Annotated in this window: 12 protein-coding genes; 6 read left to right on the forward strand and 6 right to left on the reverse strand. The window is 47.6% G+C overall.

The window, feature by feature from the left end:
• The first annotated feature begins 1 nt into the window (after nt 1).
• Together AC4MRN_RS00965 and AC4MRN_RS00970 are read left to right on the forward strand one after the other, a co-directional pair.
• On the forward strand, nt 2–3,103 hold the full coding sequence (locus tag AC4MRN_RS00965; protein ID WP_491202252.1) for an efflux RND transporter permease subunit: 3,102 nt from the start codon (nt 2–4) through the stop codon (nt 3,101–3,103).
• A gap of 180 nt (nt 3,104–3,283) precedes the next feature.
• Entirely contained in the window at nt 3,284–5,308 is a 2,025-nt protein-coding gene (locus tag AC4MRN_RS00970) for a hypothetical protein (protein ID WP_491202237.1), read from the forward strand.
• Between the two features lie 52 nt (nt 5,309–5,360).
• Here the strand turns inward: AC4MRN_RS00970 and AC4MRN_RS00975 are convergent, their stop codons facing one another.
• Entirely contained in the window at nt 5,361–6,923 is a 1,563-nt protein-coding gene (locus AC4MRN_RS00975; RefSeq protein WP_491202238.1) for a sodium:solute symporter family transporter, read from the reverse strand.
• A 188-nt stretch (nt 6,924–7,111) separates the two neighbouring features.
• Here AC4MRN_RS00975 and AC4MRN_RS00980 point away from each other — a divergent pair, with 188 nt between their 5' ends.
• From AC4MRN_RS00980 to AC4MRN_RS00990, 3 genes are read left to right on the forward strand one after another with little or no spacing between them, the layout of a single operon-like run.
• Nucleotides 7,112–7,633: a DUF3750 domain-containing protein gene (locus AC4MRN_RS00980; protein ID WP_491202239.1), complete on the forward strand. Its 522-nt coding sequence runs from the start codon at nt 7,112–7,114 to the stop codon at nt 7,631–7,633.
• Nucleotides 7,633–8,091 carry a hypothetical protein gene (locus tag AC4MRN_RS00985; RefSeq protein WP_491202240.1) on the forward strand — a complete coding sequence of 153 codons (459 nt, stop codon included), beginning with the start codon at nt 7,633–7,635 and terminating at the stop codon, nt 8,089–8,091. The genes AC4MRN_RS00980 and AC4MRN_RS00985 overlap by 1 nt, the downstream gene beginning before the upstream one ends.
• 12 nt (nt 8,092–8,103) lie before the next feature.
• The gene (locus tag AC4MRN_RS00990; protein WP_491202253.1) at nt 8,104–8,946 is read left to right on the forward strand and encodes an MFS transporter; all 843 of its coding nucleotides are present in this window, start codon (nt 8,104–8,106) and stop codon (nt 8,944–8,946) included.
• Here AC4MRN_RS00990 and AC4MRN_RS00995 read toward each other — a convergent pair.
• The 5 genes from AC4MRN_RS00995 to rpsU all read right to left on the reverse strand — a co-directional run bounded on the left by AC4MRN_RS00995 (nt 8,870) and on the right by rpsU (nt 14,943).
• Nucleotides 8,870–9,505, reverse strand: a complete 636-nt coding sequence (locus AC4MRN_RS00995) for a hypothetical protein (protein ID WP_491202241.1) — start codon at nt 9,503–9,505, stop codon at nt 8,870–8,872. The genes AC4MRN_RS00990 and AC4MRN_RS00995 overlap by 77 nt on opposite strands.
• A gap of 727 nt (nt 9,506–10,232) precedes the next feature.
• On the reverse strand, nt 10,233–12,068 hold the full coding sequence (rpoD, locus tag AC4MRN_RS01000) for an RNA polymerase sigma factor RpoD (protein ID WP_073320519.1): 1,836 nt from the start codon (nt 12,066–12,068) through the stop codon (nt 10,233–10,235).
• A 245-nt stretch (nt 12,069–12,313) separates the two neighbouring features.
• Complete coding sequence (gene dnaG, locus AC4MRN_RS01005; protein WP_491202242.1) at nt 12,314–14,101, reverse strand: DNA primase; 1,788 nt, start codon at nt 14,099–14,101, stop codon at nt 12,314–12,316.
• A 111-nt stretch (nt 14,102–14,212) separates the two neighbouring features.
• On the reverse strand, nt 14,213–14,656 hold the full coding sequence (locus AC4MRN_RS01010) for a GatB/YqeY domain-containing protein (protein ID WP_073320512.1): 444 nt from the start codon (nt 14,654–14,656) through the stop codon (nt 14,213–14,215).
• Nucleotides 14,657–14,727: 71 nt separating this feature from the next.
• Nucleotides 14,728–14,943, reverse strand: a complete 216-nt coding sequence (gene rpsU / locus AC4MRN_RS01015; protein ID WP_012517258.1) for a 30S ribosomal protein S21 — start codon at nt 14,941–14,943, stop codon at nt 14,728–14,730.
• A gap of 251 nt (nt 14,944–15,194) precedes the next feature.
• On the opposite strand from rpsU, the gene tsaD reads away from it, so the two are divergent.
• Nucleotides 15,195–16,208 carry a tRNA (adenosine(37)-N6)-threonylcarbamoyltransferase complex transferase subunit TsaD gene (gene tsaD / locus AC4MRN_RS01020; protein WP_255054026.1) on the forward strand — a complete coding sequence of 338 codons (1,014 nt, stop codon included), beginning with the start codon at nt 15,195–15,197 and terminating at the stop codon, nt 16,206–16,208.
• Nucleotides 16,209–16,286 lie beyond the last annotated feature (78 nt).

Consider the following 16,286-nt stretch of genomic DNA (forward strand, 5'->3'; position numbering starts at 1 on the left):
GATGTGGCTGTCTGACGTTTCGGTAAAACGCCCGGTTTTTGCCTCGGTAGTTAATCTGCTTCTCATTATTTTCGGCATTGTGTCTTTTTCGATGCTGTCTTTGCGTGAATACCCCGATATCGATCCGCCGATTGTAAGTATTAGTACCAACTATCCGGGCGCATCTGCGAATATTGTCGAAACCCGCATTACGCAGTTGCTGGAAGATCGCATTAGCGGTATCGAGGGAATTAAAAATATTACGTCGACCAGCCGGAACGGACGTTCCGACATTACCATCGAGTTTGAATTATCCCGTGACATCGACGCTGCATCTAACGATGTACGTGAACGCGTCAGTCGTGCACTCAACAACCTGCCTGATCAGGCTGATCCTCCCGAGGTGTCCAAGTCAAACTCCGACGAACAACCGGTAATGTGGTTTAACCTTCGCAGTACCAATTTAAATACTATGGAGTTAACTGATTACGCTGAGCGTTATCTGGTCGACAGACTGTCCATCGTAAACGGGGTCGCCCGAGTGCGCATTGGTGGCGGCCGTACCTACGCCATGAAAGTATGGTTAGACAGAACATCCATGGCGGCTCGCGGGGTTACGGTAGCAGACGTCGAGTCGGTGATCCGTTCTGAAAACGTGGAGCTACCAGCCGGACAGGTAGAGTCGTTTAACCGGGACTTTGAGGTACGTGTTGCCAGAAGTTTCTTAACACCGGATGATTTTGCAGCGTTAACGGTAGCCATTGGCGACGATGGATACCTTGTACGATTGGGGGATGTGGCTAAAGTCGAACTAGCAGCGGTAGACGATGAAACCGAGTTCCGTGGTGACGGCGTAAATATGATTGGCCTGGGGATTATCAAGCAATCCAAGGCCAATACGCTGGATGTTGCTCGTGCGGCCAGAGAGCAAATCGCCCGAATCGAACAGTCATTGCCAGACAACATTTTTATTGTGCCGAGCTATGACTCGTCGGTGTTTATCGAACAATCAATCTCAGAAGTATACAACACCCTGGGTATCGCCATGTTGCTGGTCATTGTGGTGATTTACTTATTCCTGGGCAATGTAAGTGCTACGTTGATTCCGGCAGTGACCGTGCCGGTGTCGTTAATAGCAGCGTTCATTGTAATGCTGGCGCTTGGGTTTTCCATCAACTTACTGACCTTGTTAGCCATGGTTTTAGCCATTGGCCTGGTGGTGGATGATGCTATTGTGGTATTGGAGAATATTCACCGCCGCATTGAAATGGGCGAAGCGCCGTTACTGGCTGCTTACCGAGGAACCCGGGAAGTGGGTTTTGCGGTTATCGCGACTACGCTGGTACTGATATCGGTATTTGTACCGCTGGTATTTCTGGATGGCAATGTGGGGCGTTTGTTCACTGAATTTGCCCTCGCTATTGCCGCTGCCGTGGCATTCTCAAGTGTGACGGCATTGACCCTGTCGCCAATGCTCGGCTCAATACTGTTGAAGAAGAGTGAGCGTTCCGGATTTGGCAACTGGCTGGATAGTCGCTTTAAGAAACTGGAGTCGGGCTATCATGGGAGCTTAGGGAAAACCATTCATCAGCCGTTTATGATGGTGCTATTGCTGGCTTTTGCGGTTGTGGCTATTTACCAGCTTAGCGAACGTATACCCAATGAATTTACCCCGAAAGAGGACCGCAGTAATTTCTTTATCATCATGCAGTCGCAGGAAGGTGCCAGTTTTGAAAGTAATTCGCGCAGCCTGAAGCAGATTGAAGATATTGTCATGGAATATCGTGAAGCCGGTGAGTTGGACCGTGTATTGGTACGTGCTCCCGGGTGGGGTGGGCGTGCCGGTATTGTCATTGTTGGCGTAGTCCCTTGGGATCAGCGAGATCGCAGTTCATTTGAGATCATGGATGAGATCAGCGAACGTCTAAACGTAATCCCCGATGTACGCGCTTTTGCTATTATGCGCTCCGGACTAGGGGGCGGTGGATTTAACCGCCCAGTACAGTTCGTGCTACAAGGCGACACCTACGAAAACCTCGCGGAATGGCGGGATATCCTGATCGAGAAAGCCTCAGAAAACCCTAAACTATTGCGATTAGATTCTGATTATAAATCCACATCACCGCAGTTACTTATTGAGATCGATCGCGACCGTGCCGCCGACTTAGGCGTGTCTATTAGTGATGTAGGCAGAACGCTTGAAACAATGTTGGGACAGCGCAGGGTATCGACTTTCCTTGACCGTGGTGAAGAATACGATGTGATCCTTGAAGGTGAAGAGTCAGCTTTCCGCAGTCCTAACAGCATCGAAAACCTCTATGTGCGCTCGGGGTATACCGGCCAGTTGATCCCGCTGGACAACTTATTGAGTTTTACTGAGTCAGCTACGTCAGCGCAGTTAAATCGTTACAACCGCATGCGCTCGGTGACGATTTCAGCAAACCTGGCAAACGACTATTCCTTGGGCGAAGCGTTGGATTACCTCAATAACATTGTCGAGACCGAATTACCGGATTCAGTGTCGGTTGACTACAAAGGCGAGTCTCAGCTTTATCAGGAGTCAGGGAACTCGTTTATCTTCGTGTTCTTGCTGGCTTTGTCTATTACGTATCTCATTCTGGCCGCTCAGTTTGAGAGCTGGGTACATCCGCTGGTGATCATGATGACCGTGCCGCTGGCACTGCTCGGTGCGTTTATTGGTATTTTCTTTGCCGACATGACACTGAATATTTACAGCCAGATTGGCCTTGTCATGCTTATAGGGCTGGCAGCCAAAAATGGCATACTCATCGTCGAATTTGCCAATCAGCTTCGCGATGCGGGGGAGGAGTTCGAATCAGCGCTGCGTAAAGCATCGGCATTACGTCTTCGCCCGATTGTGATGACCGGCTTTACAACCGTGTTCAGCAGTATTCCTCTGGTACTGGCCTCCGGGCCAGGAGCCGAGAGTCGAATGGCGATAGGCATGGTGATTTTTGCCGGTGTATTAGTGTCAGCATTTCTGACTTTATACATCGTTCCTACAGCTTACTACTGGATGGCTCGCCATACCGGCTCGCCGCTGAAGCGTACGCACGAACTCGAAAAACTGGATGCTGAAACGCCTTATGTGAAGGGTGAGTAGTTTCGCAATAAGATGCTATATATTTGAAATAATTAGTGAATGCATTTGCTAATAATGCTGTTAAGATAAACTTATACATCAGGGAAGATGTTGGGTATTTATCCGTGTTTTGACGGTTTATTGCGTCATGTACTTCTTTGATGTCGTTGTTTATTACAAAGACCAAGCAAGGAAGTTCAAATGAAAAAGCATGCTTTTAAACTCGCCCCAATCTCCCTTTCCGTTTTATTTTCGTTAACTGGCTGTATTGAAGTTGATGACAGTGGCAATAAGCAAGTTGTCGCTTCTCTTAATCAGCAAAACGCTATTTTAGCTGAACAAAATGCGCTGTTGTCTCAACAACTTCAAGAAGAGGCTGCGACCATTACTGTCTCTGGTGCCGTATTTGATACCGATACATTTATGCCTGTTTCAGGCAGCGTAGCGACCGTACAGGTTCTGAAAGGAGAAACAGTGTTAGTCGACAGTGTTTCTACAGAGGATGGTCTTTTTTCCATAGAAGGTTTGCCTGCCAGCAGTGATTTATCGCTTTACGTAACGTTCAGCGATGGTTCGTATGTTGATCGCGTCTTCTTTATTACTACTCCGCCCGCTGCTGAGGATGTCACCTTTGACGATATTGGCTATCTCAGCGTATCCAAGCCGGTAGAAGTTTCGTTTTCAATTCTCGACGGTCAGAGCGGGGAAGCTATTTCGGATTTAGTGTTCTCGGGTACATCACACTCGGGTACAAGCAGCTATAGTACGGCCTACATGTATCAGCATGTCGCAGAGTTTGATGCAGATGAAGGTGTGTATCGTATTACATTACCCAAGTACCTGGACGTCACGCTGAGAGCGAATTTAGATGTAAATGGCGATGGTGACGTTGATTACGATCTGGCTGCGGGTAACAATGCGTATATTGTCGGTGATCGTTTGATGTTGGTGTCGGCCAATGAAATGGTTGATAACGTAATCAGCCTGTCTGTCGATGTAGAAAACCCTGTTGAGACCAAAGTCATCAATGTTTCATTGCTAGACATGGATGGCAATCCCATTGAAGGGGCCAGTTTCGTCAATGACGAAAATGAGGCTGTTGTGTCTGAATACAATGCGGACGAGCAGTACTACGTTATCAGTACGGACTTTGATGGCTATTTGTCTCTAAGTATGCCTTCATTTACACAAGAAGAAACGACTTATTCTTCCGGTAAAATCACCATTGACCGGTATACGAATTCACAGACCGGCGATTATCTGAGAATTTATACAAGCGGCTTTGATACTAACCTTAGCTACAATATCGAGGATTATGACGAGCTATTTCTAGCCGTTATCGCAAACCCTACTGCTGATTTATTCGATGTACAACTTGTTACTTCTTTTTTATCTGCTGAAGACTATGCCTACACAGTATATTATTCAGAGCCTGTCTTACTTACAGATGAGCAGGTAAGCCTGACTTATGAGCGAGTTGCAGTCACGCCAGGGAATGAGAGTACTGAAGATAATATACCTGTTGGGTTTACCTATATTACCAGCACAGATGAGAGTGCCAGTATCAATATTGAAAGTGGCAAAAACAGCACGACATTTACGCTGTCTGCCGTTGATGCCCTTTTACCTGGTACGGAATATACCTATGAAATAGGAACATTGCTGTCACCAGACTCCTCTCAGGAGATAGATGTATACAATGATCAGCGTTCGTTTACTACGTCTGTGGCAGCGTCTCAGGCTTTTGATATAAATGATGTATACATCGATAATCACAACTACTATTCAAACGGCACTATATTGGTGAGTGAAAATACTGCTGGAGTGGCAAGCAACTATACAAATCGGTCAGGTTCGCTTTATCTTCACTTCCCTACCAGTATTGAAACGCTCAACTACTTGGTTGTGAATGTTATTGGCTATACGCAGAATGGCGTCGATTATCCGGATACAGAGTCGCTTGATATTGTGTTAAATAACAATGTTCGGGTGAGCAAAACTCTGGGGGTGGTTGCTGCTGCCAATGAGGATGTGCGCAATGAAGCGTCTGTTAGCTACACTCAAGGCTCGACTATGGAAAATGGAGTATATGAATATATCGCATATAGCGGTCAGTACTTAAACGATAATGAAGCTGACAACGTTAACGCAGTGACGTTTAACTACGAATATCAAACCCAGGACGGTGAAACAGTCAGTGGCACATTGACTCTGCCAGTTATGTAGCAAGTTAACTATTAGTCGTTCAAAAAGGCCTGCATTTATATGCAGGCCTTTTTTATAACAACCAGTCTGGCAGCAGTGAACACACTACAACCAGTAAGGTACACCAGACAAATAACGTGGTGGCCAGCATAGGCGTAATCCCCGAGAAGGCACGTTGTGGTTTTGGTTTGTTGCTGCTTGGAATCAGTCTGTTTGCAAGGTGTGCAGACAGTATCGCAACGACAAAGCCAATAAAATTCCACCAGAACCAGAACAGCGGATTGTCGCTGAGCCACAGGAAGGTGTTACTAAACACGCCCAACAATAAACCTATGTTGGCTGCTTTCGCAGTAATGCGTTTACTGTGGATACCCAACAAAAACGTGGCCAGTACCGGACCATAAAACACTGAGCCGATTTTATTGATCGCTTCAATGATGGTTGGGGCTATATCGCCGGCAAAAAACGACAAAATCAGTGTGATAAGTCCCCAACCCACACCAGCCCGCTTGGCAAAGCGCATGTATTGCTCGTCACTCAGTTCATGGCCTTTCACCCGGCAAATATCTTCGGTTGTGACCGCCGCCAGGCTGTTAATCGCAGAGCTCAGTGACGACATGGCCGCCGCCATAATAGCGACGACCAATAATCCTATTAAACCACTAGGCAGATAATTAACAATGAACACCGGCATCATCCAGTCGGGTTTATTGTCAGGAATTTGCGTCTGCAATTCCGGTGTTTGCATAACCAGGGTGCCTATAACCAGACCTGCGCAACAATAGATTAAGGTAATGGGAAATCGACTCAGCGCGACGGTGTACATAACCTTGCGTAAATCACTGACATTATGGGCAGACAGGGAACGCTGGGCTTCCGATTGGTCGCAGCCATAATAAGACGCATACAGCACAACGCCGCCAAACAGCATCGGCAGTAAACCAAAATCATTACCTTGCAAGCCAAGGGATTCAAGGTTGATCGCGTTTAGCCTGTTTGTATCCAGTGCCGCTAGTGTCGCGTCGATACCGCCCATTGCGCCAAGTGCAACTACCAGGCATATAATTGCGCCAGCCAGAATAAGCACCATTTGCACCGCGTCGCCAAACACAACGGCTTTCATGCCGCCAACGGCAGAGTAAATCAGGGTAATCACACCGATCAGCACGATGCTTTGCCACTGCGCCATGCCCATGGTGCCTTGCAGGATCAATGAAATCGCATAAATCATGATTGCGGTGGCAAAAGAGCGGCTTAATTGAAACACAAAACTAATAAGCAGCCGTGTTGAGCGCTCGAAACGGCGCTCTAGAAAATCATAGACACTGACAACACCACTTTGATGCAGGGTAGGCAATAAGCGCCACATCATGAGCAATACTGCCAATGGCAGGGCAAGTTCATACGACAGCCATATTAAACCACCGCCTTCCCTGAGTCCTACGAAAGCCGGAGCAGAAATGAAACTGATTGCCGACAGTTGAGTGGCCATAACAGACAGCGCCAGGGCTGGCCAGGGAATGGTTCTACCCCCTAAAAAATAGTCTTTGCTGGTCGGTTGATTGCGAAAACTGACGCCCATGGCAAGCAAGCCAATGAGGTACAGCGCAATAATGCTGTAGTCTATCCAAGTCACGATGCGTTTCCTTCCTTTCTGACCAGTATGCTTATTTGCTCATTAAATTACCAGTCACGTATTGGTCGAGCTAGCTGGTGGTTTGGTCTGAGGACTACTTGCCTGAATTCTGCTCACCTGATTAGATGGGGTTTATACATTAATCCGGGAAATTAATTATGGGTAGACTGGTCTGTCTGGTGTTTTTCATGTCTTTTTTTGTGTCGGCGTGCAGCAACAGTGACTGGCGCACGGCTAGCCGCGAACCGGCTGGTATTGCACCGTCCCCGGAACAAACTACCGAAGCTGTCATTGAAGTGTATGCCGCCGATGCATTTAGCTGGCGGGGATGGTTCGCTGTTCATACCTGGATTGCCGTGAAGGCAGAAAAAGCCGAAGAATACACCGTCTATGAAGTCGTTGGTTGGCGTGTCAGGCAAGGGCATCCTGCCTTGCGTACATACACTACAAAAACTCCGGACCGCTACTGGTATGGCTCCCGTCCGGAGAAGGTGCTGTCTATACAGGGAGAGAAAGCGTCATTGTTAATTCCGAAGGTGAATGAGGCTGTGGCAAATTATCCCTGGGCCAATGAATATCAGGTCTTCCCCGGGCCAAACAGCAATACCTTTCCTGCCTGGGTGGGGTTACAAGTACCTGAGTTAGGGCTGGATTTGCCGTTTAGTGCAATCGGGTCAGGGTACGCCGACAACGAAGTGGATGCAGAATAATGCACCTGATACATCAGGCACGACTAACCCTTATCGCCTTTTTTAGCTACATGGTTATGTCCGGCCTGTTGACGCAGGCCGGGGTTATTCTGAATGCGGTAGCTGATCAATTGCAGCTAGCGCCTGCTGTTGCGGTGAGTATATTTTCCTGGCTAACCGGTGGGGTATTGATTGGCACGTGCGTGTCTATGTATCTCTATACACGCTTTTCTATTAAAAGTTTGTTGGTACTCACATACTGTTTGTTACTTGTTTTATTGTGCATATTGAGCGTTTTCAAGCCGCAACACTATGCTTCGGTTGCGTTGATTTTCATGGTGCTTGGTGTGGCCTGTGGTTGTGGTTTGTCTGGCGGGGCAGTAATTATTTCAAAAATTTATCAGGCTCAAAGGCGGGCTTCTGCGTTTATTGCTACGGACTGTGCCTTTAGTGCTGCAGGGTATCTATTTCCAACCTAGGCGGGTTGGTTACTGGCACAGCAATATCCATGGCAATACAGTTATCTGGCGGTTGGTATAGTTGGGCTGTTTATTATTGCCCTGGTACTGTGTGGAGACAGTCCGCAGGCGCATCAGGTAAAAGCGAGTAAAGCACCCGATAAAGGCGCAGACTCTGAAGAGCCTTATTCTGCCTGGCAGGAGTTTCGCTCACTCCTCAGTGTGCGTGTATTGTGCATGGCTACGGCAGTGTGCTTATATTTGGTAGCGCAAACCAGTTTTCTTACCTGGGCACCGAGTTACCTGACATCGGCTTTTGCGCTGCCACCTGACCAAGCCGGTCAGGTAGTTGGCAATTACTGGGGCGCTTCAATTTTCGGATTACTGCTATCTGTGGTGCTGGTCAATATTGTGCCGACCAGATTGTTGCTGCTTAGTGCCAGTGTTATCGCAATTGGCTTGACCACCGCTATGGTTGTGAGTGGTTCACCAGATACCTTTGTGTCGCTGGGCTTTGCATTTGGCTTTATGACCACCTGTATTTACAAAGTCGCCATCTCCCTCGGCACGCAACAGATACCGAATGCTCCGCCTATGCTGGTTACGCTGATGCTCTTCAGTGGCAGTGTTGGTAGCACACTGGCACCTGCTGTATCAGGTGTGGTGGTGTCACTCAGTCATGAGCAAGGCGCTTTATGGCTGTCTGTTTGTTGTTACTTGCTTATGGCACTTCTGTTTGTTGTTACTCTGGTAAGCGAGAAAAGAGCCCAATCGAGCTCCTCTCAATTATTACAACAAACTAGCGGCGGCGCAGTTTCAATATGCCTACCGATAAGAGCAATAAAGCAAAGGTGCCCGGAGCGGGAACATCGTTAGTCACTGATTGCTCTGCTAGCATGTTCGGTCCAAATCTTCCAAGTGATTGAGTCACACCGGTTGGGAAGATGAAGCCTAAATCTTCCGCTGCAGGAAACACGGCGTTAAGGATGGTAACGTTCGACGTAGTCACTGAAGAAGGGCTACTGATATAACCATCTCCGTCGTCAAACTCAAATACCGCACCAAGTACATAAGAAGTGCCCGCTGTTAGTTGCAATGCTGAAGACAAATCAGCATATCGAAACGAATCAAGTAACAGATCACTATTATCAACAACAACACTGCCAAGCAAGCTCTGCGAATTAAGGTCCCATAATCCAACCTGATGAGATGAATTAAGTACACCATCAGAACCAATCCAGACCCCTAGCGCTGTGGCTGTCAAATCTACATCTGCTGTAAATGCAAACCCTATTACGTCGCCTGGAGTACTTCCATAATAACTATCGTATTCAGTCCCGCCTGTAATATCTGAAATAATAGGCGCTGCATTTGCACAAAAGCCAAAAACGCTTATACAAGTAACAGCCAGATATTTTCTTAATTGACTCAACATAAACTTCTCCTACTTCGCATTATGTTTAAATACTTAATCCTGTATAGTTCGCAAGCATTAATCGCGCCAAAAATATAATCGTTAATTAACAAAAGTTTAACTATCCGTCGCAGACATTTTAGGTGGGAGTGTAAAGCAATCAGACAATTGAATTGAGTGAGTCAGGTAAGGAATAACGGCTGTAAAAACACTGCAATCATCAATTATTTTCATACATCGTGTCGATAAGCAAAGCCTGATGAATTCGGCCGGATATCAGATTGTTACCAGTTTCTCGGATTTGATGGCCTTTCTATCAGTTAACATAAGTTCAAAATGTAATTCTTGCCCGTCTCATCCAAGAGCGTATATCCATTTTGGCCATGCCTTTCTTTGGATTGTGTGCTGCGTGGAGCTGAACACTTTCTTCTGTGTCGGTCTGTTTAGTTCTGCTACTAAGCCTTCTAGCTCAGTGACAATTTACTAAAGTAAGTCGAAGCTATTCTCATGTAAGGTTCCTGGTTTCTGCTCCTTGCTTCTACTATTCACCAAACGAACAACCTTATAGCGATTCGATTTCTGTTCCATTAAAAAGTATCTGCTCATCGATGACTTAAATTTCGTTTGGGGTATCTTCTCCTCCGTCGGGGCGATTCAGGGTTCTTTCAGGATGGGACAGGGTAAACAAAAAAGGCCAGTCGACTGACTGGCCTTTACAACGTGCTGCATAGTGCAGCTAATTTCTTACTTATTCATCCAGGAAGCTGCGCAGTTGCTCTGAGCGGCTTGGATGACGCAGTTTGCGTAAGGCTTTCGCCTCAATCTGACGAATACGCTCACGGGTAACGTCGAACTGCTTACCTACTTCTTCCAGCGTGTGGTCGGTGTTCATATCAATACCAAAACGCATGCGCAGTACTTTCGCTTCACGAGCTGTTAAACCTGCCAGCACTTCCTGTGTCGCGTCTTTAAGACTGTTGCCAGTTGCTGAGTCCAGAGGCTGCACAATAGTGCTGTCCTCAATGAAGTCACCCAGATGTGAATCTTCATCATCACCGATGGGGGTTTCCATCGAGATTGGCTCCTTGGCGATTTTCAGTACTTTGCGGATCTTGTCTTCTGGCATCAGCATGCGTTCAGACAATTCTTCCGGCGTAGGCTCACGACCCATTTCCTGTAACATCTGACGCGAAATACGGTTCAGCTTGTTAATGGTTTCAATCATGTGAACCGGAATACGGATAGTCCGTGCCTGGTCCGCAATTGAACGGGTAATTGCCTGACGAATCCACCATGTAGCGTAAGTTGAGAACTTGTAACCACGACGGTATTCGAACTTATCTACCGCTTTCATCAGACCGATGTTACCTTCCTGAATCAGATCCAGGAACTGCAGGCCACGGTTGGTGTATTTCTTCGCAATTGAGATTACCAAACGCAGGTTGGCTTCAACCATTTCCTTCTTCGCACGGCGGGCTTTCGCTTCACCGATAGACATACGGCGGTTGATGTCTTTGATGTCAGAAATAACCAGACCGGTTTCCTGCTCCACCTGAGAAATCTTGCTAACACTACGCTCAATTTCTTCTTTGTACTGAGCGAGCAGGCCAGCGTAAGGCGCGCCACTGTTCAACAAGGTGTCTAACCAGGCTGTTGTAGTTTCGTTGCCAGCAAATGCTTTAATGAAATCTTTCTTCGGCATTTTCGCGTGCATGACACAGTACTTCATAACCAGACGTTCCTGGATACGAACACGGTCCATCATTTCACGCATGTTCTTCACTAAGCGGTCAAACTGCTTAGGCACTAAACGGAATTCTTTGAATATATCGCTAAGCGCAGCAATTTCTTTGCGCGATGTTTCGTGCGTACGGCCTTTGGCTTCAATGACCTTGCGGGTAACTTTGTACTGTTCACGTAATTCGGCGAACTTTTCACGCGCTTGCTCAGGATCGACGCCGCTATCGTCGTCGTCATCCGAGTCGTCATCATCATCGTCATCGTCTTCATCATCCAGTTCTTCCTGAGATAATTCAGAGCCAACGTGAGTCGCGGTAGGGGCTAGATCTTCTTCGCTGTTCGGGTCAACAAAGCCAGAGATAATATCGCTCAGGCGAATTTCTTCGGCTTCGTAAAGATCCCATTGATCCAACAGATACGTGATCGCTTCAGGGTACTCAGCCACTGAACACTGCACCTGGTTAATACCGTCTTCGATACGCTTGGCGATTTCAATTTCGCCCTCACGCGTAAGCAATTCTACGGTACCCATTTCACGCATGTACATGCGCACCGGGTCAGTGGTTCTGCCGATTTCACTTTCTACTGTGGCCAACGCTTGCGCGGCGGCTTCAGCAACTTCTTCATCGGTGGTGGTTTCCTGCATCAACAATTCATCAGAATCCGGTGCCGACTCGGCTACCTGAATTCCCATGTCGTTGATCATACGGATGATGTCTTCGATCTGATCCGAATCGACAATGTCCTGTGGCAGGTGGTCATTAACTTCTGAGAACGTTAAGTAACCTTGCTCTTTACCTTTCGCAATCAGGAGTTTAATCTGAGACTGCTTGCTTTGCGCCATATACCCTACACTTCTTAAATTCTAACCATTGCAATACCCTTCAAAGTTTAGACACTTTAAAGGTGTGATCGTTCGATGTTCGCTCAAAGCGATATCGGTTTACACGTGCTTCAATGTGGTTTTGTCTGTTCGACTGCCGTTTGCGACAGTGGCAGCGAATTACACAGTATAACAGAACCGTCGTTATTTTGACTACTCTGCTGTCTATTTTTGACTCGTTTATTTTAGCTTTTTGACGATTGTTGTTATCGACCAGCCTGGCGTTCTTTCATTAGCAGCGTCAATTCCTTTTTTTCGGAATCAGACAAGGCTTCTATACGTGATTTGGACAAAAGTTGATCGATTCGGCTGTCGAAATGCCAGTCAAGCAATCGGGCAAAACTGTCGCGATAAACCCGTGCTGCATCCTCTTCTGATACCAGGTGTTCTTGCATGAGCATCTTGCCCAGGGTTACTGAGTGGGGATGATCGCGGAAGTTTTCAAGTACCATCGCGGTGCTGGCATTAGGATGCTGCTCGCAAAACGCAAATAAATCCTGTAACACCGGAAGGCCAGCGATGCCAGATCCCGCCAGATAAGAGGGCTGCACGGAATCTGCGCAATCCGCGGCTAAGCCCGGATGCTCAAGTAGCAGACGTATCATCATGCGAATCGGTGACAGGCGTGACTTTTTCATGTTGTCGAAAGTACCGGCCCGATTGGGTTTCTGGGCCCGGTCATTGGCGTTGCGAATATCACGGTCCAGTTTGAAGCGGTCGTATTCGCCTACGTGCTTGCTCAATTCTTCCTGCAGCATTTGTTTTTGTTGTTCGCCGGCAACCTGATCAATCAATGGCTGAGCGGCAGACTTCAACGCAACCTTGCCTTCGGGGGTACCCACCGGATGCTGTTTGAGTAACGTATCGAAGAAAAAGCGCGATAATGGCGCAGCGTCGGCAATCAGAGATTCAAATGCCTCTTTGCCAACTTTACGCACCATGGTGTCCGGGTCTTCGCCGTCGGGAAGGAACAGGAATTTTAAATGCACGCCATCTTTCAAAGCGGGTAGGGCATTCTCTACCGCTCGCCAGGCTGCATCACGTCCGGCGCGGTCACCGTCGTAGCAACACACGATTTCCTGATTGCTGCGCATCAGCATAGTCATGTGTTCCTGAGTGGTTGCTGTACCCAGGGCGGCGGTTGCGTACTGAATGTCAAACTGACTGAGTGCGACCACATCCATATAGCCTTCAACAATCAAAATCCTCGGTAAATTGCGTTGTTGACGGGTGTGGTGATAACCAAACAGTTCGTAGCCTTTGTGAAATATGCGGGTTTCCGGGGAGTTCAGGTATTTCGGCCCATTACCTTCCAGAATACGCCCGCCAAAGCCACACACACGGCCGCGTTTATCGCGAATAGGAAACATGATGCGGTCGCGGAAGAAGTCATATTGCTTGCCATTGTCGTTTTGATTAACCAGTTTTAAGTCAATCAGTTGCTTGCGTACCTGGTTGTCGTTACCAAATGTTGATAACAGCGCATCCCATTCCGGCGGCGCGTAACCAATTTCCCATTGCTTAACGATTTCGCCAGACAGGCCGCGTTTTTTAAGGTATTCCACTGCACCGGCGGCTTGTTTGTGGTGTTTTAATTGGTGCTGAAAAAAGCGCGTCACTTTTTCCATTAACTGATAATCAGACTCGGTTTGCTGCTTCTTCTCGGGGCTGAAGCTTCGTGCGCCAATGCCTTGTTCTCGCGGCACATCAAGGCCGTGCAAGCGGGCAAGTTCTTCAATGGCCTCAACAAACTCAAGCCTGTCGAATTCCATTAAAAACGAGATAGCGTTCCCGTGGGCTCCACATCCAACGCAATGATAAAACTGCTTATCCTGTGCAACAGTGAAAGACGGTGATTTTTCGTTGTGAAACGGGCAGCAGGCAGAGTAATTTTTACCGGCTTTTTTAAGGCGAACGCGGCTGTCGACGATTTCGACAATGTCTGTTCGAGCCAGTAAATCATCAATAAATTCGCGAGGGATCTTACCCGCCATAACTGTTACACACTGCCAAGAAGTTAATTCAGAAACGTATTCAGGCTACTGTATCAGGCTGGGGAAATTGCGCAAACAGTTAGCTGATTCAGAAAAGGGAAAATACAGCTATTAGTTTAATTGCTGTTTGATTTTTGCGCTGAGCGCACCCATGTCGGTACGGCCCTGGACCTTAGGTTTCAGGAAGCCCATTACCTTGCCCATGTCTTGCATGCCACTTGCTCCCGTGCTCGCCATGGCTTCGTTAATTAACGCGGCCAATTCGTCGTCGGTGAGTGCTTGTGGTAAGAAGGTTTCGATGACGGTGATTTCAGCACGTTCTGTTTGTGCCAAATCATCGCGACCTGCCGCGTCGTATTGTGACGCAGCATCCTGACGCTGCTTGACCATCTTGGTTAAGATCGCAAGCACATCGGCGTCAGACAGGGTTACCTGTTCGTCGATTTCTTTTTGCTTTATGGCAGCAAGGGCCATACGAATAGTCCCCAAGCGAACTTTGTCTTTCGCTCGCATAGCGTCTTTTTGGGCGTTTTTTAATTCGTCAATCAGTGCCATTGGGATACTCGTTTACTGCTAATCAATAAATTGCAAAGAGGTCTCAACGAGACCCCACTGCCAATCATTGCTTAGTAAAGTTTTACGCGACGTGCGTTTTCGCGAGCCAACTTCTTAAGATGACGCTTTTTAGCAGCTGCTTTCTTGCGCTTGCGTTCCCAAGTAGGCTTTTCGAAGAATTCACGACGACGTACTTCAGACAGTACACCTGCTTTTTCACAAGAACGCTTAAAACGACGCAGTGCTACGTCAAATGGCTCGTTTTCTCTTACTTTAACGATGGGCATTAAAATCTCACCTCAAAACTTAACGGATTTCCGGGGTTCAACTGGGTTTTTTCAACCACCCGGGTTAAAAATGGTGCGAAATTCTAATCATTCGAGACGGCGATGTAAAGCCCCGGTGACAAAAAAGCCGATAAAAAATAGTCAATGTGTCGGGGCACGGCGTGGCTGATTGAGATTGTTGATTGTCCAGCCCGCTATGAATCGGGTAAACTTTAACGATTAAATTCGTCCTTAGCAAAGAAATTACGACCATGCGTGTATTAGGTATAGAAACCTCATGTGATGAAACCGGCATTGCGGTATACGATGATGAAGCGGGCTTGTTGTCGCACACATTGTACAGTCAGGTGAAACTGCATGCTGACTATGGTGGCGTTGTGCCTGAACTGGCTTCGCGGGATCATGTCAGAAAAATTGTACCGCTTATTCAAAAGGCGCTGGCTGACGCCAACTGTAAAGAAGAAGATATAAACGGTATTGCTTACACGCAGGGGCCGGGACTGGTTGGCGCGCTGTTGGTCGGCGCGTCAGTCGGACGTTCACTGGCCTACGCCTGGGATGTGCCTGCTATTGGTGTTCATCATATGGAAGGGCATTTGCTGGCGCCTATGCTGGAAGAGACTGCCCCGGAATTTCCATTTGTGGCACTGCTGGTGTCTGGTGGCCACTCTATGCTGGTACAGGTTGACGGTATTGGCCGTTATACGTTGCTAGGTGAGTCTATAGACGACGCAGCGGGGGAAGCATTCGATAAAACCGCAAAATTACTGGGGCTGGATTATCCCGGTGGTCCGTTGCTTGCCAAACTGGCAGAGCAGGGCGAACCCGGCCATTACGCTTTTCCACGTCCAATGACCGATCGCCCTGGATTGGATTTTAGTTTTAGTGGTTTGAAAACGTTCGCCGCCAATACCATTCGCGACGCTGATGACAATCCGCAAACCCGCGCTAATATTGCTTATGCGTTTCAGGAGGCGGTCATTGATACACTGTCGATCAAATGCAAGCGTGCGCTAAAGCAAACGGGGTTGAAGCGGTTAGTTATCGCCGGAGGCGTTAGTGCCAACACCGAACTGCGTAGTGCAATGAAAAAGCTCATGCAGGATATTCGTGGCGAAGTATTTTACCCCAGTCTGGGATTTTGTACTGATAACGGCGCCATGATTGCCTATGCGGGCTTACAGCGTCTGAAAGCCGGGCAAAGCACACCCCTGTCCGATTCAGTTAAACCTCGCTGGCCACTGGATACGCTTTCTGCGCTTTGATTTTGGTTCAGTAATCGCAAAATCGCTGGTTAACCAGCGATTTTCACTGGATTGTCACACTTCCCCGATAAATACTGT

It is taken from the genome of Marisediminitalea sp. (assembly GCF_984433645.1).

Coding starts and splice junctions, on each gene's coding strand:
- AC4MRN_RS00965 (WP_491202252.1), top strand. CDS start 2: ATGTGGCTGTCTGACGTTTCGGTAAAACGCCCGGTTTTTGCCTCGGTA.
- AC4MRN_RS00970 (WP_491202237.1), top strand. CDS start 3,284: ATGAAAAAGCATGCTTTTAAACTCGCCCCAATCTCCCTTTCCGTTTTA.
- AC4MRN_RS00980 (WP_491202239.1), top strand. CDS start 7,112: ATGTCTTTTTTTGTGTCGGCGTGCAGCAACAGTGACTGGCGCACGGCT.
- AC4MRN_RS00985 (WP_491202240.1), top strand. CDS start 7,633: ATGCACCTGATACATCAGGCACGACTAACCCTTATCGCCTTTTTTAGC.
- AC4MRN_RS00995 (WP_491202241.1), bottom strand. CDS start 9,505: ATGTTGAGTCAATTAAGAAAATATCTGGCTGTTACTTGTATAAGCGTT.
- rpoD (WP_073320519.1), bottom strand. CDS start 12,068: ATGGCGCAAAGCAAGCAGTCTCAGATTAAACTCCTGATTGCGAAAGGT.
- dnaG (WP_491202242.1), bottom strand. CDS start 14,101: ATGGCGGGTAAGATCCCTCGCGAATTTATTGATGATTTACTGGCTCGA.
- AC4MRN_RS01010 (WP_073320512.1), bottom strand. CDS start 14,656: ATGGCACTGATTGACGAATTAAAAAACGCCCAAAAAGACGCTATGCGA.
- rpsU (WP_012517258.1), bottom strand. CDS start 14,943: ATGCCCATCGTTAAAGTAAGAGAAAACGAGCCATTTGACGTAGCACTG.
- tsaD (WP_255054026.1), top strand. CDS start 15,195: ATGCGTGTATTAGGTATAGAAACCTCATGTGATGAAACCGGCATTGCG.